This is a genomic window from Paucisalibacillus algeriensis (assembly GCF_000577245.1).
In the GTDB taxonomy this organism is placed as follows: Bacteria; Bacillota; Bacilli; order Bacillales; family Amphibacillaceae; genus Ornithinibacillus.
Genome location: NZ_CBYO010000011.1, coordinates 59,533 through 78,239, shown reverse-complemented (window position 1 = coordinate 78,239; position 18,707 = coordinate 59,533). Strand labels below are relative to the sequence as shown.

The 18,707-nt window shown below is 35.7% G+C and carries 16 protein-coding genes; all 16 read left to right on the top strand.

Annotation, left to right across the window (positions count from 1 at the left end):
• The first annotated feature begins 1 nt into the window (after position 1).
• The 16 genes from yfmH to mutL all read left to right on the top strand — a co-directional run bounded on the left by yfmH (position 2) and on the right by mutL (position 18,651).
• Positions 2-1,285 carry an EF-P 5-aminopentanol modification-associated protein YfmH gene (gene yfmH / locus TY11_RS07645; RefSeq protein WP_042144711.1) on the top strand — a complete coding sequence of 428 codons (1,284 nt, stop codon included), beginning with the start codon at positions 2-4 and terminating at the stop codon, positions 1,283-1,285.
• 9 nt (positions 1,286-1,294) lie between these two features.
• A complete protein-coding gene (gene ymfI, locus TY11_RS07640; protein WP_042144709.1) occupies positions 1,295-2,011 on the top strand; it encodes an elongation factor P 5-aminopentanone reductase in 717 nt (238 codons plus the stop codon).
• 117 nt (positions 2,012-2,128) lie between these two features.
• Complete coding sequence (locus TY11_RS07635; RefSeq protein ID WP_042144708.1) at positions 2,129-2,386, top strand: DUF3243 domain-containing protein; 258 nt, start codon at positions 2,129-2,131, stop codon at positions 2,384-2,386.
• 167 nt (positions 2,387-2,553) lie between these two features.
• Positions 2,554-3,342 carry a DUF3388 domain-containing protein gene (locus TY11_RS07630; protein WP_042144707.1) on the top strand — a complete coding sequence of 263 codons (789 nt, stop codon included), beginning with the start codon at positions 2,554-2,556 and terminating at the stop codon, positions 3,340-3,342.
• A gap of 19 nt (positions 3,343-3,361) precedes the next feature.
• Positions 3,362-4,294 carry a helix-turn-helix domain-containing protein gene (locus TY11_RS07625; RefSeq protein WP_042144705.1) on the top strand — a complete coding sequence of 311 codons (933 nt, stop codon included), beginning with the start codon at positions 3,362-3,364 and terminating at the stop codon, positions 4,292-4,294.
• A 72-nt stretch (positions 4,295-4,366) separates the two neighbouring features.
• Positions 4,367-4,945 (top strand): CDP-diacylglycerol--glycerol-3-phosphate 3-phosphatidyltransferase, encoded by a 579-nt coding sequence (pgsA, locus tag TY11_RS07620; protein WP_042144702.1) that lies wholly within the window; start codon positions 4,367-4,369, stop codon positions 4,943-4,945.
• Entirely contained in the window at positions 4,945-6,189 is a 1,245-nt protein-coding gene (locus TY11_RS07615; RefSeq protein ID WP_042144700.1) for a competence/damage-inducible protein A, read from the top strand. The genes pgsA and TY11_RS07615 overlap by 1 nt, the downstream gene beginning before the upstream one ends.
• A 176-nt stretch (positions 6,190-6,365) precedes the next feature.
• Positions 6,366-7,406: a recombinase RecA gene (recA, locus tag TY11_RS07610; protein ID WP_042144697.1), complete on the top strand. Its 1,041-nt coding sequence runs from the start codon at positions 6,366-6,368 to the stop codon at positions 7,404-7,406.
• A 265-nt stretch (positions 7,407-7,671) separates the two neighbouring features.
• Positions 7,672-9,243 carry a ribonuclease Y gene (gene rny / locus TY11_RS07605; protein WP_042144696.1) on the top strand — a complete coding sequence of 524 codons (1,572 nt, stop codon included), beginning with the start codon at positions 7,672-7,674 and terminating at the stop codon, positions 9,241-9,243.
• A 127-nt stretch (positions 9,244-9,370) separates the two neighbouring features.
• Positions 9,371-10,168, top strand: a complete 798-nt coding sequence (locus TY11_RS07600) for a TIGR00282 family metallophosphoesterase (RefSeq protein ID WP_042144695.1) — start codon at positions 9,371-9,373, stop codon at positions 10,166-10,168.
• A gap of 121 nt (positions 10,169-10,289) precedes the next feature.
• Positions 10,290-10,550: a stage V sporulation protein S gene (locus tag TY11_RS07595; RefSeq protein ID WP_026906194.1), complete on the top strand. Its 261-nt coding sequence runs from the start codon at positions 10,290-10,292 to the stop codon at positions 10,548-10,550.
• Positions 10,551-11,264: 714 nt separating this feature from the next.
• Complete coding sequence (gene miaB, locus TY11_RS07590; protein ID WP_042144693.1) at positions 11,265-12,842, top strand: tRNA (N6-isopentenyl adenosine(37)-C2)-methylthiotransferase MiaB; 1,578 nt, start codon at positions 11,265-11,267, stop codon at positions 12,840-12,842.
• A complete protein-coding gene (locus TY11_RS07585) occupies positions 12,843-13,271 on the top strand; it encodes a YlbF/YmcA family competence regulator (protein WP_042144692.1) in 429 nt (142 codons plus the stop codon). It abuts the gene before it with no gap.
• A 208-nt stretch (positions 13,272-13,479) separates the two neighbouring features.
• The gene (gene cotE / locus TY11_RS07580) at positions 13,480-14,061 is read left to right on the top strand and encodes an outer spore coat protein CotE (RefSeq protein WP_042144690.1); all 582 of its coding nucleotides are present in this window, start codon (positions 13,480-13,482) and stop codon (positions 14,059-14,061) included.
• A gap of 113 nt (positions 14,062-14,174) precedes the next feature.
• Positions 14,175-16,772 carry a DNA mismatch repair protein MutS gene (mutS, locus tag TY11_RS07575; protein WP_042144688.1) on the top strand — a complete coding sequence of 866 codons (2,598 nt, stop codon included), beginning with the start codon at positions 14,175-14,177 and terminating at the stop codon, positions 16,770-16,772.
• A gap of 22 nt (positions 16,773-16,794) precedes the next feature.
• The gene (mutL, locus tag TY11_RS07570) at positions 16,795-18,651 is read left to right on the top strand and encodes a DNA mismatch repair endonuclease MutL (RefSeq protein WP_042144684.1); all 1,857 of its coding nucleotides are present in this window, start codon (positions 16,795-16,797) and stop codon (positions 18,649-18,651) included.
• The last annotated feature ends 56 nt before the right edge of the window (positions 18,652-18,707 follow it).

Below are 18,707 nucleotides of genomic sequence, written 5' to 3'. Positions count from 1 at the left end.
CATGAATAAAAAAGGTTATCATCAGATTGAAGAGACTCTATTTCATGAAAAATTAAACAATGGATTAGACGTATATCTACTTCCTAGACCACAGATGTCAAAAACGTATGCTATATTCTCGACGAATTACGGTTCTATTGACCGTACGTTTATTCCAATTGGGGAAACAGAAGAAATAACGGTTCCAGATGGTATTGCTCATTTTCTTGAACATAAGCTTTTTGAAAAAGAGGACCGAGATGTTTTTGCTGATTTCGGCAAGCAAGGTGCATCAGCGAATGCATACACTTCCTTTACGAAAACCGCTTATTTATTTTCTGCTACTTCAAATGTGGAAGAGAATGTGAAGACACTTCTTGATTTCGTCCAAGACCCATATTTTTCCGAACAATCTGTTGAAAAAGAAAAAGGGATTATTGGCCAAGAAATTAAAATGTATGATGACCAGCCTGATTGGCAATCGTTTATGGGGACATTGAAAAGCTTATTTAAAGATACACCTGTAAATATTGATATTGCTGGAACAATTGAATCTATTAGTGAAATAACAAAGGATGACCTTTATACTTGCTATAATACTTTTTATCATCCTGAAAATATGACATTCTTTATCGCTGGGAATTTTGACCCTGATTCAATGATGAGTTTAATTAATGAAAATCAGAATAATAAAGAATTTGCAAAGTTAGAGGAAATAAAACGTTATTATCCTACCGAGCCTATGGAGGTTGCGGAGAAAGAAATTATACAAAATATGCCTGTTTCTGTTGCCAAGTGTACAGTAGGGATCAAAGAATCCCATGATGAACTGAAAGGTGAAAAATTCGTTAAAAAAGATTTACTTCAGGATATGATCATTACGTATTTCTTTTCAAAAAGTGGCCAATTTTATGAGCAACTTTATGAAGAAAATATTATCGATTCAAGTTTCTATTTTGAGACCAATCTAGATAAGAATTACGGATATTCGATTATTGGTGGAAACACGGATAACCCTGACCAATTCATCGATAAGATTAAGGAATTGTTATTGTCCACCAGTTCACATGAAATATCCGAGGAAGATTTCGAGCGAATGAAGCGAAAGAAAATTGGTCAACTACTGCGTTCTATGAATTCACTTGAAAATATCGCAAGTAAATTTATTCACTACAACACCGTTGCAGTTGACTATTTTGAATTAATTCCAACTATTCAAAGCTTGACGGTTGATGATGCAAATCAATTCTTAAAGGAATGGATAACGGATGACAGACTTGGAGTTAGTAAAATTGTTGCAGGGTAAGGAGTACGTATGGGGAAAAATGTCTTAATTATTGGTGCAAGTGGGGAAATCGGAAGTGCTATTGCTTCTCAATTAGGAAAAGAGGGGTACTCATTACTATTACATTATCATCAAAATGAAAAAGCAATTGAGGCCCTTCAGAGTGAACTACCAAGAGATACAATATTGGATATTATCAAAGCTGATTTAGCTAGAGCAGAGGGAATAAAGAGTTTCGTATCAGGAATCTATTATCCGATTGATTCTATTGTGTTTGCTAGTGGTGTCGCTTATTATGGGTTATTTCAGGATACGCCAGAAAATATTATGGATGAAATAATATCTATCCATGTAAAAGCACCCTTCTCAATAATAAAAGAAATTTTACCGGAAATGATCAAGAAAAAGTCCGGTAAAATAATCCTTATTTCTTCCATTTGGGGCGAAGTAGGTGCAAGCCATGAAGTATTATATTCTGCTGTTAAAGGGGCACAAAATAGTTTCGTTAAGGCGCTCGCAAAAGAAGTCGGACCGAGTGGGATAGTCGTGAATGCAGTAAGTCCAGGTTTTATTGATACTAAGATGAATCCATTAACAGCGGAAGATAAGGATATCTTAATAGATGACATACCATTAAATCGCCCTGGAACCCCTCAGGAAGTTGCAAATGCAGTTGGATTTTTATTAAGTGAAAAGGCAGCATACATTCATGGTGAGATACTTAGAATTACCGGTGGTTGGAACTAATAATCACCTCCTGCTCTAGGTCCTTTAAAGAAGTATCATAATTCCTCTATTTGAAAAATGCATAAACGCAAAATAAATTCAAATACTATGCATGTATCATGAGAAGGAGGAATGAAAATGTCTGTTCTTGATAATTTTGATTCATGGAAGCATTTTTTGGCAAATAGATTAGAGCAAGCACAATCACAAGGTATGTCACAACAAACGATCTCGCAAGTTGCTTATGAGGTTGGAGACTACCTTGCAAAAAGTGTCGATGCAAAGAACAGCGAAGAAGCTGTTCTTCGTGAGCTATGGAATGCTGCTTCTAAGGAAGAACAGCAAGCAATTGCTAATTCAATGGTGAAATTAGTACAAAACGAAGCTAACAGCTAAGCTAAACATGTTCATAAAAGAAGCTACGCCTGAATCGTAGCTTCTTTTATGTTCTAATCAAAATCATTTGGATTAATTTTCATGAAATGTCTTTAAACAATTGAGAAAATCATATATTATGTAGATATAGGAACATTTTGGTTAAATTGGCAAAGGGGAGTTCTTGAGTGGCAAAAACAGAGTGGTATTTAGAATATGAAATTCAAATTAATCGCCCTGGGTTATTGGGAGAGATATCTTCTTTGCTGGGTATGCTTTCAATAAATATTGTTACAATAAACGGTGTCGAAAACGGTCGAAGAGGCATGTTGTTGCTTGCAGATAATACGGAACAAATAACACGTTTAAAATTGATTTTACAAACGATGGAGACAATAATCGTAACGAAGATTCGAAAATCAAAATTACGTGATCGCCTTGCAGTCAGACATGGGAAATATATACATAGAGATGCAGATGATCGTAAAACTGTACGCTTTGTACGGGATGAACTTGGAATTTTAGTGGATTTTATGGCTGAATTATATAAACAAGATGGCCATAAATTAATTGGGATTAGAGGTATGCCAAGGGTTGGAAAAACTGAATCTATAGTTGCAGCTAGTGTGTGTGCGAATAAAAAATGGCTGTTTGTTTCTAGTACATTAATTAAGCAAACGGTAAGGAGCCAACTAATTGAAGGTGAATATAGTTCTGATAATATTTTTATCATCGATGGTATCGTTTCTAAACAAAGAGCTAACGAGAGGCACTGGCAGTTAATCAGAGAAATTATGCAGCTTCCTGCGATTAAAGTTGTGGAGCATCCGGATATATTTGTCCAATCTACAGAGTATAATATTGATGATTTTGACTATATTATAGAACTACGAAGTGATGAGAATGAAGAAATTACATATGATGTAGTCGAAAGTTCACAATTTAGCGGGGGCAATGGATTTTTTAGTGTAGATTAATAATTGGATGGTGTTATGTATGGGAATAGGTGCAAGACTTAAGGAAGCTAGAGTTGAAAAAGACATCTCACTTGATACTTTACAAGATACTACAAAAATACAAAAAAGATATCTTGTTGCAATTGAAGAAGAGAATTTCTCAGTTCTGCCTGGAAAATTTTACGCTAAAGCTTTTATAAAGGAATATGCGATAGCGGTCGGGTTAGATCCTAATCAGTTAATGGAGGATTTTAAAGAGGATATTCCTTCACCCGAAGAGGACACAACAACAACACAGTATACAAGAATTCATCGTTCTAGAAAAGATAATATGCCAACTAAAAGTACTGCTGTCTTTTCATTTATTCCAACCGTAATTGTTGCTATATTAATTATTGGTATTATCTTTTTAGCATGGTGGTTTATTACTAAATCAAATGAGACGGATGACCCTGAGTCTCCAACTGAACAAACGGAAGATAGAGAATTCTATAGAAATGACAATGCTGATAATAATACAGGTGCAGGTTCGGATACAGATGAAACTGAAACAGATTCTGACACAGAGGATACAACGGAAAATGAAACTACAGAAGATGAAGAATCGACTGAAGAGGAACCAGAACTTGGTATTACAGTTGTCGAACAGGGAATTGGAACGAAACCAACATCTGTACTTGAGTTATCTAATGTAGGAGAAACGTTGAACGTTGAATTTGTTGCAACTGGTCAACAGGTGTGGCTTGATGTTCAAAATGCTGATGGACAAAGCTTTTTCGGTGGAATGGTTAGTCCTGATGAACCATTAACTGTTGATCTTACAGATGAAGCAAGTATTTATCTAAATGTTGGGCATGCACCAAGCTTAACCATTACAATTAATGGGGTTGAGTTAGAATATCCTGTTGATCCGAATCAAAGGGGAGCGGACCATCAACGCTTATGGTTAAATGTTGTAGAATCAAATGAGTAGGATAAAACCCTTCTAGAAGCTATAATGCTGAAGAAGGGTTTTCTACCTTTTATTTAGGAGGAGTAAAATTTTATGAATATACCAAATAGAATTACCGTTTCAAGAATCTTATTAATTCCAATTTTTATTATTATGATGAGTATCCCATTTAATTGGGGAGAATGGGATATTGGGAATAGTGTGTTGCCAGTTTCGCATTTTATAGCGGCATTAATTTTTATCTTTGCATCTGCGACAGATTGGATAGATGGTTATTATGCGCGGAAGTATAATCTTGTAACAAATTTAGGCAAATTTTTAGATCCATTAGCAGATAAATTATTAGTTTCTTCCGCATTAATTATTTTAGTAGAGATGGGAGTTGCACCTGCATGGGTTGTTATTGTCATCATTAGTAGAGAATTTGCTGTTACTGGGTTGCGTTTAGTAGCTGCAGGTGAGGGAATTGTGCTTGCTGCCGGAAAAATGGGTAAACTGAAAACAGCCACTCAAATGATAGCAATTGCAAGTTTATTATTACATAACTTTCCATTCTCTTATATTAGCTTTCCGTTTGGTACGATAATGCTTTATCTAGCGTTATTCTTTACCGTGCTTTCTGGCTATGATTATTTCGCTAAAAATTGGCATGTCATGAGGGATTCAAAATAATGAAACAAATTAATACTGAAATTATTGCTGTTGGGACAGAACTTCTCCTTGGCCAAATTGCAAATACGAATGCACAATGGATATCAGAACAACTTGCATTACATGGTATTAATGTGATGTATCATGGAGTTGTTGGAGATAACTTAAACAGAGTAAAAGATACTTTTAGTCTTGCGGAAAAAAGGTCCGACGTTATCATTGTAACCGGTGGCTTGGGACCAACAGAAGATGATTTAACTAGAGAAGCTTTTCAATTAATAAGCGGATTGCAAATGATTGAACATAAACCATCGATGGACTATATTGAAGCATTTTTCAAAAAAATAAATTCTGTTATGACTCCAAATAATCGAAAACAAGCAAGAGTGTTCGAAGGTGCTACAGTTATTAATAATACTGTTGGAATGGCACCTGGAATGATTATTCGTCATCATGATACTACATGGGTATTCCTACCAGGAGTTCCTCGTGAGATGAAGTCCATGATGTTAAACGAGGTTTTACCATATCTAAGAAAAACATTAAAGCAAAATGAAGTCATTAAATCATATATTCTACGTTTTATTGGAATTGGTGAATCACAATTAGAGTATGAATTAAAAGACATTATTGATAAGCAACAAAATCCGACAATCGCACCTTTAGCTCAAGATAATGGGGTTATCATTCGTTTGACTGCTAAAGCAAGTTCAGAAATGAGTGCTTTTCAATTACTTGATCATGTCAAAAAAGAGATTTTAGCGAAAGTTGGCGGATATTATTATGGTATGAACGATGAAACCCTAGAACGGACAATTGTTACGAGACTTAAAGAAAAACAGCTTAAAATTGCTTCAGCCGAAAGCCTCACAGGCGGAAAGTTTATTGAAAAATTAATTTCCATTCCTGGTGCTTCCGAAGTATGTAAGGGTTCAATTGTTTGTTATGAAACTTCCGTTAAGCGAGATATATTAAACATATCGGATGAAATCATCCAAAAACAAGGTACAATTAGCAGTGAATGCGCATTGGAAATGTCAAAAAATGTTGCTAATTTGCTTAATGCATCCATTGGAATTAGTTTCACTGGGGTTGCTGGACCTGAATCAGCTGAGGGTAAACCGGTAGGTACGGTTTTTATCTCTCTATATATCAAAAACAGTGATCATATCGTTCAGAAGTACGAATTTAGTGGAAGTAGAGAAGGAATTCGTTATCGAGCAGTATTAAAGGGGTATGAACTTTTATTAAATCTCTTAAAATAAATAAATAGTAGGGTTTATTAAGCATAAAATTCGATTATAGGACTTTCATACTTCCTATAGTCGAATTTTATTTGAAAAACACCATTAAAAACATGAGAACATTTATTCGATTTTCACTTGGCAAATCGAATAAAACAATGTATGATAGATATAGTTAATTTAAGGAGGTAGTTTCGGTGAGTGATAGAAAACAAGCTTTAGATATGGCTTTGAAACAAATAGAGAAACAATTTGGTAAAGGTTCAATTATGAAATTAGGAGAACAAGCGGGTCAAAAACTAGCAACTACATCTAGTGGATCATTATCATTGGATATTGCACTAGGTATTGGTGGTTACCCGAAAGGAAGAATTATAGAAATCTACGGTCCTGAATCTTCAGGTAAGACGACTGTAGCCCTACATGCTATCGCAGAAGCACAGGCACAAGGAGGACAAGCAGCATTTATAGATGCAGAGCATGCCCTTGATCCAACTTACGCAAGAGCATTAGGTGTTAATATAGATGAACTTCTATTATCCCAACCCGATACAGGTGAACAAGCCCTTGAAATTGCAGAGGCATTAGTACGTAGTGGGGCAGTTGATATTGTTGTAGTTGACTCAGTAGCTGCATTAGTTCCAAAAGCAGAAATTGAGGGAGAAATGGGAGATTCCCACATGGGTCTTCAAGCTAGACTTATGTCACAAGCGCTTAGAAAACTTTCAGGTGCTATTAATAAATCAAAAACTACAGCCATTTTCATTAACCAAGTTCGTGAAAAAATTGGCGTAATGTTTGGAAACCCCGAGACTACTCCTGGTGGACGTGCCTTAAAATTCTATTCATCAGTAAGACTTGAAGTTCGTCGTGCAGAAACCCTAAAGCAAGGGAATGATATGGTTGGGAATAGAGCCAAAATTAAAGTTGTTAAAAATAAGGTTGCCCCTCCATTTAAAACTGCAGAGGTAGATATAATGTATGGAGAAGGTATTTCTATTGAAGGAGAAATTCTGGATATCGCTTCCGATCTTGACATTGTTCAAAAAAGTGGTGCATGGTATGCGTATGAAGGTGAAAGACTCGGACAAGGAAGAGAGAATGCCAAACAGTTCCTTAAAGAAAACAAAGAAATTATGTCTGAAATTCATCAAGCAGTTCGAGATCATTACAAATTAGATGATGAAGTTGAAGTGCGTCATGATGAAGAAGCAACACAAGAAACTCTGGATGTTTAAATTTTCAAGGGTGTATCCCCAAAATTACAGCTATGTTACAGCTGTAAAAAAGGGATATACCCTTTTATATGATAATAATTTCAGAAAACTAATATAATTTTTTTGTCGATTCCTTGACATTATTTTTACGGACAGATAAAATTAATTTGTATAATTTTATATTTTTATTATACGAAGTCTAAATTATTCATTGAATATGGTACACACCGACAATTTGAATGAATGAACGAATCAAAAAAATTCTATAGCAAGAGGAGGTGAAAACGTGGAAAACTCAAATCTACTCATCTCCATTTTGCTTATCGTAATTTCCCTTATAGTCGGTTTGTTTGTTGGTTATCTGATTCGTAAATCTATTGCCGAGGCTAAAATTTCTAGTGCGGAAAATCTAGCAAAGCAAATAGTTGAAGAGGCACATCGAAATGCAGATGCCGCCAAAAAAGAGGCGCTTCTTGAGGCGAAGGATGAAAACCATAAGCTTCGCCAGCAGACAGAGCAGGAATTACGTGAACGTCGTTCTGAAGTACAAAAGCAAGAAAATCGCCTGATGCAAAGAGAAGAAAATCTGGATAGAAAAAGTGAAACATTAGATAAGCGCGAAATCACGCTTGAAAAACGCGATCAATCGCTTACAGAGAAACAACAACAAATTGAAGAAATGGAAAGCAAAGTGGAATCAATGCTACAAGAGCAGCAAACTGAGCTTGAACGCATTTCTGGATATACTACTGATCAGGCAAGGACTATCATTTTAGAGCGGCTTGAAAAGGAATTAGCACACGAATCAGCGATAATGGTTAAAGAAGCTGAAAATCGTGCCAAGGAAGAGGCAGATAAGAAAGCAAAAAGTATTTTGTCTCTTGCTTTACAACGTTGTGCTGCGGACCACGTTGCTGAAACTACCGTATCTGTTGTAAATCTTCCAAATGATGAAATGAAGGGTCGTATTATTGGTCGTGAAGGTCGAAACATTCGTACATTAGAAACATTAACAGGAATCGATTTAATCATTGATGATACACCAGAAGCTGTAATATTATCTGGTTTTGACCCAGTTCGTAGAGAAACTGCTCGTATTGCATTAGAGAAACTAGTACAGGATGGCAGAATTCACCCAGCAAGAATTGAAGAAATGGTGGATAAAGCTCGTCGTGAGGTTGATGAATATATACGAGAAGTTGGAGAAGAAACAACATTTGAAGTTGGAGTACATGGTCTACATCCTGATCTTATCAAGATACTTGGTCGTCTAAAATATCGTACAAGCTATGGTCAAAATGTATTAAAGCACTCAACAGAAGTTGCATATTTATCAGGACTACTTGCTGCTGAATTAGGTGAAGATGAAAGATTAGCTAGAAGAGCTGGATTACTTCATGATATCGGTAAAGCAATTGATCATGAAGTTGAAGGAAGCCACGTTGAAATCGGTAAAGAGCTAGCAATGAAATACAAAGAACACGAAGTAGTCATTAATGCGATTGCTTCTCACCATGGTGATGAAGAACCTACTTCCGTCATTTCTGTTCTAGTAGCCGCTGCAGATGCATTATCTGCTGCTCGCCCTGGAGCTCGAAGTGAAACATTGGAAAATTACATCAAGCGATTAGAAAAGCTTGAAGAAATTTCCGAGTCATTTGCAGGTGTAGAAAAATCATTTGCAATTCAAGCCGGAAGAGAGATTCGTATTATGGTAAAGCCGGATGAAATAGATGATATTGATTCTGCACGTGTTGCACGTGATATTCGTAAACGTATTGAGAGCGAACTTGATTACCCAGGTCATATCAAAGTGACCGTTATTCGTGAAACAAGAGCAGTTGAATATGCGAAATAAATGACACTGCAAAAGTGGGGGATAAAAACCCCACTTTTTTGTTTTTCAATAACTTTGACTTTATATAAAGGATATGGAAAACTTAAAATAATGATATATATATAATAACGATAGGATGATTAAAAAAATGAAAATTTTATTCATAGGTGATGTATTTGGTTCACCAGGACGAGATATGGTACAGGAATATTTACCTAAATTAAAAGAAAAGTACAAACCTAATGTGGTCATTATTAATGGTGAAAATGCCGCTTCAGGAAAGGGAATTACCGAAAAGATTTATAAGCAATTTATGGAATGGGGAGCGCATATTATAACAATGGGTAACCACACCTGGGATAAAAAAGATATATTTGAATTTATTGATGATGCAAAAAATCTAATAAGACCAGCTAACTTTCCAGTTGGTACGCCTGGGAAAGGAATTACTTTTCTCAATATGAACGGTAAAGAAATCGCAATCCTAAATTTACAAGGTCGTACTTTTTTGCCTGCAATTGATGATCCATTTAGAAAAGCGGATGAATTAATTGAACAAGCAAAGAAAAGAACAAACATTATTTTTCTGGATTTTCATGCTGAAGCAACAAGTGAAAAACAAGCAATGGGTTGGTACGTTGATGGAAGGGTAAGTGCTGTTGTCGGCACACATACTCATACCCAAACAGCAGATAATCGCATTTTACCAAGTGGTACTGCATATATTACAGATGTGGGGATGACTGGTCCTTATGATGGAATTCTAGGGGTTGAACGAGATGCTGTCCTGAAAAGGTTTTTAACTAGTTTACCAGTTCGTTTTGAACCGGATGAAATAGGTCGTACCCAACTCAATGGTGTATTAATAAATATCAATGACGAAGATGGTAAAGCAAATAAGATTGAAAGAATAATGATAAATGAGGACAATCCTTTTTTCTCCTAGGTTAAGATGATATGGTAATTTAGATTTTGTGAATTCTTGATGCATAATATGGTTATAAGCTAACGTCTCCAAGAATATAGTATCAGTAGAACTATAATAGGAAATGAAGGAGGTACTAGTAGTGGATATATTAAAAGTCTCAGCAAAATCAAATCCAAATTCAGTAGCGGGAGCACTTGCGAACGTATTACGCGAACGTGGCACAGCGGAAATTCAGGCTATTGGCGCTGGAGCATTAAACCAGGCCGTAAAAGCAGTTGCAATCGCGCGAGGGTTTGTAGCACCTAGTGGAGTAGATTTAATTTGTATTCCAGCCTTTACAGATATCATGATAGACAATGAAGAAAGGACTGCAATTAAATTAATTGTAGAACCTCGATAATTGAATTAGTTTACATAGTGTTGCGTATTATAGCGCAGCACTTTTTTATATTGGCTTTTAATACAGTTTGTTTCCATTAATAGAAACTGTGCGGTAATTACTGTCAAATATCCCTTTCTTAACGAATAGAGTGCTATGGATACCGCTTCGGCAGAATACTCCACTTTAACTTCCAGTACATAGGTACGGCCCTCAGCCTCCTCGAGGAAACACCACTTTTGCGGGTCTTCGGATACGTACTATTCCCGCAAGACAAGGAAAACTTCGGCAGCATAACATCGCACGAAGAAAATTGGTTTTTAATTTCGAGGAGTCTCCTACCGGGAGGATAGTCATAGGTCAGAGCCCGCAAGAGCTTTAGCTCTGAGGAAGCTCACCAGCCGCCAAGAGGTAAAGAAGACACTGCGAGGTTCTTTCGAGCAGATGTCGCCCCTGTACTGGAAGTAAAAGCGGAGTGTATTTCCGGAGCGGGTAAGATGCTCAACCAATCATTATTGCACAGTTTCTATCTACTATGTATCAGATTCAATGCCCGGAAAATACAGTATTATTTTAGAAAACAGCCTTCTATTTTAAACAGCTTCCACTTTTTGTGATTTTATTGTGTCGTTTTTTCACATTTATTGTTAAAATCGCAGAAAGGCTTTATACTGTTATAATGAACAACTATACATATACTATTTTTCTTTTTATAGATAGAAAGGAGATCGATTCATGAACGAGAAGCAACGTCTTGAACAAGCTCAAATTAACCCAGTTCAATCTGCGGATAAACTTTCTGAGAAAGATAATATCGACCGAATTAAAAATATTTCTAGTGATGACTTGATTGCAAAGTATTTCCAAACTAGCTATCAACCACCTGATTTAAAGAAAGCTAGAAAGCGTCGTAGAGAAGAAGTTCAATTCCACTATGATTTTCAAATCCCAGAAGAGGTTCAAAGTATAGGGCAAGGGAAAAAGTTCCTAATTAGAACCTATGGATGCCAAATGAATGAGCATGATACAGAGGTAATGGCTGGTATCCTGACAGAAATGGGTTATGAATCTACAACAGAAACTACTGAAGCAGATCTTATCTTACTTAACACGTGTGCAATACGTGAGAATGCGGAAAATAAAGTGTTCGGAGAAATCGGTCACTTAAAGCCTTTAAAACTTGAGAAACCTGATTTGATTCTAGGTGTATGTGGTTGTATGTCCCAAGAAGAATCAGTCGTAGACCGTATCTTGAAGAAACATCAGCATATTGATATTGTGTTTGGTACCCATAACATTCACCGATTACCAAACCTACTACAAGAAGCAATGTTTAGTAAAGCTCAAGTAGTAGAAGTGTGGTCTAAGGAAGGCGATATTATTGAGAACCTTCCAAAAGTTCGTAAAGGCAACATAAAAGCATGGGTAAATATTATGTATGGGTGTGATAAATTCTGTACCTACTGCATTGTTCCTATGACCCGTGGTAAAGAAAGAAGTCGTCGACCAGAAGATATTATTCAAGAAGTTCGTCATTTAGCAGCACAGGGCTATCAAGAAATTACACTACTTGGACAAAATGTGAATGCCTATGGAAAAGACTTCGAGGATATGGATTATCGCTTCGGTGATTTAATGGATGATATGTATAAAATCGATATTCCAAGAGTACGTTTTACTACTTCCCACCCGAGAGACTTTGATGATCACCTAATTGAAGTTCTTGCAAAAGGTGGAAACTTACTAGACCATATTCACTTGCCAGTTCAATCTGGAAGCAGTGAAGTTTTAAAACGAATGAATCGTAAATATACTCGTGAGGATTATCTGGAATTAGTACGCAAAATTCGTAAGGCGATACCAAATGCAACCCTAACAACTGATATTATTGTTGGCTTTCCAAATGAGACAGAAGAACAATTTGAGGAAACAATGACTCTTGTTGAAGAAGTAGGTTTTGAAGCGGCATATACATTTATCTATTCACCTCGCGAAGGAACCCCTGCTGCGAAAAAGAAGGATGATGTTCCGGAAGAAGTGAAAAAGCAACGGCTTTATCGCTTAAATGAGCTTGTTAACAAGCAATCAGCAGCTTCTATGAAGTCGTATAAAAACAAAACTGTAAAGGTACTAGTAGAAGGCGAAAGTAAAAAAGATCCAAATGTTCTTGCTGGTTATACAGAAAAGAATAAACTAGTTAACTTTATAGGACCAAAATCTGCAATTGGTAAAATTGTAGATGTTGAGATTACTGAGGCAAAGACATGGTCCTTGAATGGAGTCATGGTTGAAAATACGGTAGAGGTGAAATAAATGGCAGAATATACACGTACACAAGTACTAGAAGAAGCAAGAAAACTTGCAGAGATGCTAGCTAATACAGAAGAAATAGATCGTTTTAAACAAGTAGAAGCGAAATTAAACGAAAACCAAAAAGTTACCAAATTAATTCAAAAAATTAAAACCCTGCAAAAGCAAGCAGTTAATTTTCAAGCATACGAGAAAAGAGAAGCTTTAAAACGAATTGAAGATGAAATTGATCGTCTTCAAGCAGAAATTGACGAAATCCCTATTGTTCAAGAATTCAAAGAGACGCAAATCGTCGTAAATGATGTATTACAACTTGTGTCTGGAACAATTGCAAGGGAAGTAACCAATAAAGTAATCGAATCAACAGGTGGAGACCCATTATCTGGAAAAACAGCAGCCGCTGATAAAAACAGCATTGGATGCGATCATTAATATTTGAAAAGGTAGAGCATTAATTATAAACCAAGCAATAAAAAGTTGCTTGGTTTATTTATTTTTTATAAAATCCCTCTAACTATCATTCTGTAACGGTTTTTGCCTATAAAATTCAATAATTATTTACCTTTCCTAGATTCATGATGAACATTAGGTATTTGTCTTGCATAAAATGACTATGAAAAAAGAGGAGGTAAACGTAATTATGAGTTTTCTAGATAAAGACTACCGAGAAATTATTACAAAAGCAGTTATCGGCAAAGGAAAAAAATTCACGCAAGCTACTCATTCGATTTCGCCATCACATAGACCTACAAGTATCTTAGGATGCTGGGTAATTAATCATCTATATAATGCAAAGAAAAAATCAGAAGATACTATCGAAGTTAATGGAAGCTACGACATTAACATCTGGTATTCCTATAATGATAATACAAAAACAGAGGTAGTTACGGAAAGAGTAACGTACTGCGACTATATTCCTCTGGGAGTTTTAGATGAAAATTGCCTAAATGATGATTACGATGTGATTTGTAAAGTACTACAACAACCAAATTGCTTGGAGTGCAGAATTGCAAATCAGGGTAATAAGATTCTTGTAGAGATCGAGAGAGAATTTATGGTGCAAGTAGTTGGCGAAACAAAAATTTACGTTAAGGTTAAACCAAAAGGATCCAAACATCATGATGATGATGAAAGCTGGGATTATGTTGTAACAGAGGATGAGCTAAGCGATTTAAAACCAGATTTCCTTGAGAGTAGCTCAAGTTCAAGAAGTAAAGACTAGAAAACTTACGGGGGATGTTCCTCGTAAGTTTTTTTTTGCCATACTTTCAAGGTAGTTATGACATTTTATGCTATAATAATAGAATAATATGTAGGCTTTTGGAGGATTTTGTAATGGCAAAATATACACCAATGATGGAACAATATTTAAGAATTAAAGCAGATCATAAGGATGCATTTTTATTCTTTCGACTAGGTGATTTTTATGAGATGTTCTTTGAGGATGCTATAAAAGCATCTAGGGAATTGGAGATCACCTTAACAAAACGTGATGGTGGACAAGATGAAAAAATCCCCATGTGTGGTGTACCTTACCATTCAGCAGGAAATTATATAAAGAATCTGGTGGAGAAAGGGTATAAAGTAGCCATTTGTGAACAAGTGGAGGATCCAAAAACCGCAAAAGGAGTTGTTAAGCGTGAAGTAGTACAACTTATTACTCCTGGAACGGTTATGGAAAGTACAATGCTAAATGAACGGAATAATAATTATATTGCAAGTCTATCTCATTTTCAGGATGGATCCTTTGTTGTTGTTTATTGTGATCTATCAACCGGGGAAAGTAAAATTGCTCATATTGGTTCTGAATTTGATCGTGTTATACATGAACTTTATAACCAACCAATAAAAGAGATTGTAGTTTCATCCAGTTTATCAGAGGAACTTCAACAACAATTAAAGGATAGATTACAAGTAACATTGTCATATCAAGATGAGGTAACCTTTAATGGAGAGTACCGCAATATTTGTGAAAACTTGACTGATGAACGGTTAGTAAAAGCATTTAGTCGCTTACTAAATTATGTCCAAAATACTCAAAAACGTTCTTTAGATCATTTAAAGCAAGCGGAGATACTTGAGCTTAGTACTTATCTGTCATTAGATATGTACTCTAAGCGAAATCTTGAGCTTACTGAAACGATTTTAAGAAAAGGAAGACACGGTAGTCTATTATGGGTTCTTGACAAAACGGTTACAGCAATGGGATCTAGAATGTTAAAAAAATGGTTAGAGCGACCACTTCTAGATAAAATTCAAATAGAAAATCGATTAGAAGCAGTAGAAGGCTTTTACCATGCATTTATGGAACGAGATTCATTGCGTGATAGTTTAAAATCTGTTTATGATTTAGAACGTTTAGCAGGAAGAATTGCATTTGGAAATGTAAATGCACGAGATCTTATCCAGCTTAAAAAGTCATTAAATAGAATTCCGGAAATAAAGGAAATACTGTCATCTTTTGAAAACAAACAAATTAATCAGTTAGCGGACTTACTGAATTGTCCTAGTGAAGTAGTGGATATCCTCGAAGCTAGTATAGTACAAGATCCCCCAATCTCCATTAAAGATGGAGATATTATAAAGGATGGATATGATAATCAATTAGATACCTATCGATATGCTTCACGAAATGGTAAGAAGTGGATTGCAGAGCTAGAACAAAGAGAAAAACAAGAGACGAATATTAAGTCATTAAAAATTGGCTACAATCGTGTGTTTGGTTATTATATTGAGGTCACAAAAGCAAATTTACACTTGCTACCAGAAGGTAAGTATGAGCGGAAACAAACATTAACAAATGCGGAACGATTTATTACGCCAGAATTAAAAGAAAAAGAGCAATTGATATTAGAGGCAGAAGAAAAAAGTGTAGACCTGGAATACAAACTCTTTTCAGAAATACGAGAAAGAATCAAGTCACAAATTCCTAGAATTCAATACCTAGCGGATATCATTAGTAAAATCGATGTTCTACAAGCTTTTGCAACGGTTAGTGAAGAAAATAATTACCAACGACCAAGATTCACAGATGCTAAATTGGAAGTCAAAAATGGTCGTCATCCTGTGATTGAAAAAGTGATGGATGAAGGCACTTTTGTACCAAATGATATCGTGTTAAATAATGAAAAGAATGTATTATTAATCACCGGTCCAAATATGTCTGGAAAGAGCACGTATATGAGACAATTGGCATTGATTGCTATTATGGGTCAAATAGGATGCTTTGTACCATGTGAAGAAGCAGAGCTTATCATTTTTGACCAGGTTTTCACTCGTATCGGAGCTGCAGATGATCTTGTGTCAGGTCAAAGTACTTTTATGGTAGAAATGCTTGAAGCCAATCATGCAATAGCCAATGCTACAGAAAGAAGTCTAATTCTTCTTGATGAAATTGGACGTGGAACTAGTACCTATGATGGAATGGCACTTGCACAGGCAATTGTTGAGTATATTCATGATAACATTCATGCGAAAACATTATTCTCTACCCATTATCATGAATTAACGGCATTAGAAGAAAATCTCCCGAGATTAAAGAATATACATGTTCGTGCAGAGGAGTATGATGGTAATGTCGTATTTCTCCATCAAATAAAAGAGGGTGCTGCGGATAAAAGTTATGGTATTCATGTAGCTAAGCTTGCAAACTTACCGGAAAAATTGATTAACCGGGCAAGTGTGATTTTAGAACAATTAGAAAGCTTTGACTCAGGAGAGAATCTGAAAACCATCCGTAAAGAATCTAATCAGTTATCATTCTTTGTAGATGAGACTAATCAAAAGGTGATAAATACAAAAGTGATATCTGATGGAGAAGTAAACATTCTAGAAAAATTGAATGAACTTGATCTTTTTGATATGACCCCTTTAGAGGCAATGAATGCATTACATCGTTTACAAAAGTTAAGTAAACAAAAGATTACAAAGTAGTAAATAGAAAGGGTTCTTTCTAATGAAAATAATTCAAATGCCAGAAACATTAGCAAATAAGATAGCCGCAGGTGAAGTTGTAGAAAGACCAGCATCTGTGGTAAAAGAATTAGTTGAAAATAGTATTGATGCTGGTAGTACATGGATAAAAATTGATGTTCTGGAAGCAGGATTGGAACAAATTAAAATTACAGATAATGGAGAGGGTATGGCCGAGGACGATGTAGAAAGAGCTTTTCTTCGCCACGCTACTAGTAAAATTCGCAGTGAGTCAGATTTGTTTCATGTGCATACATTAGGCTTTCGGGGAGAAGCCTTAGCGAGTATAGCATCTGTATGTAGATTAACCATAAAGACTTCACAAGGTAATTCTGCAGGAACTTATTTATCTCTCGAGGGTGGCGAAGTCCTTGAGAGGGGTAAAAGTGATGCTAGAATGGGAACAGAAATAACTGTTTCCGATTTATTTTATAACACCCCTGCACGTTTGAAATATATGAAGACCATTCATACGGAACTTGGACATATTACTGACCTATTAAACAGACTAGCTTTGTCCCATCCAGAAATCCGATTTGAAGCATCTCATAATGGAAAATCGTTATTTAAAACTCCAGGTACTGGAGATTTGCTTCAAGTTATCGCCCAAATATACGGTATGGGTGTTGCCAGAAAGATGCTTCCTATAAAAGTGGAGACTCTTGATTTTAAGATTAATGGATATATAGCAAAACCTGAGATCACTAGAGCATCAAGGTCTTACATTTCTATAATTTTAAACGGTAGGTATATAAAAAGTATCCCGATTACACAGGCTATCATCCGTGGTTATCATACATTACTACCCATTGGTCGTTCTCCAATTGTTGTCTTACAAATTAATATGGACCCAATTCTAGTTGATGTTAATGTCCATCCAACAAAACTGGAAGCTAGATTTAGTAAGGATAAAGAACTGTATACGTTAGTTGAAGAACAAATACGAACAACCTTTAGACAAACTAGATTAATTCCTGAACTAGAACAAAAACCGAAAGAGAATCATAAGCAAAGTTTTCAGCCGACTTTAAATTTTAATGAACCTGAACCAATTGTAAGAGAGTCGCATGTGGTAACTAATGATACGGATAAATCAAGATATAACCATGAAGATACAAGAGTACAATATAATCCAGTGAAACAATCTATGGCTAGTGAAACTAATCTTCAAAAAGAAGAAGTATTCATAGAGAAATTCAAACAAACGTTTGAACAACAACTGATACCTAAGAAAGAAGAGGTAATAGAACCGGAAAATCGTGTGCCACCTATGTACCCAATTGGACAATTACATGGTACGTATATCTTAGCGCAAAATGAAAATGGATTTTATATGATTGATCAGCATGCAGCGCAAGAACGTATTAAATATGAGTTCTTCAAGAAAAAGCTAGGTCAAACAGCGAAAGAGGTTCAAGAGTTACTTATCCCAATCACGTTTGAATTTTCAAAGCACGAATCTATTTTTATAGAACATTATAAAGCAGAATTAGAGAATGTGGGTTTGTTTTTTGAAAGCTTTGGCAACCAATCTTTCATTGTCAGGTCCTATCCTAATTGGTTTCCTAAGGGATTTGAAGAAGAGGTCATTAGAGAAATGATCGAGCAAATAATGCAAGATGAGCGAATTGATGTTGAATCTATTCGAGAAGATGCAGCTATCTTAATGTCATGCAAACGCTCGATTAAAGCTAACCATTATTTAAATCATGACGATATGTTCCGGTTACTAGAAGATTTAAGAAAAACAACTGATCCATTTACTTGTCCGCATGGACGACCAATTATCGTCCACTTTACAACTTATGAGTTAGAAAAAATGTTTAAACGTGTGATGTAATAGGTATATTTCCACTGTACTTCGATAATCCTAATCATAAGTGCAATTCTAGAAGG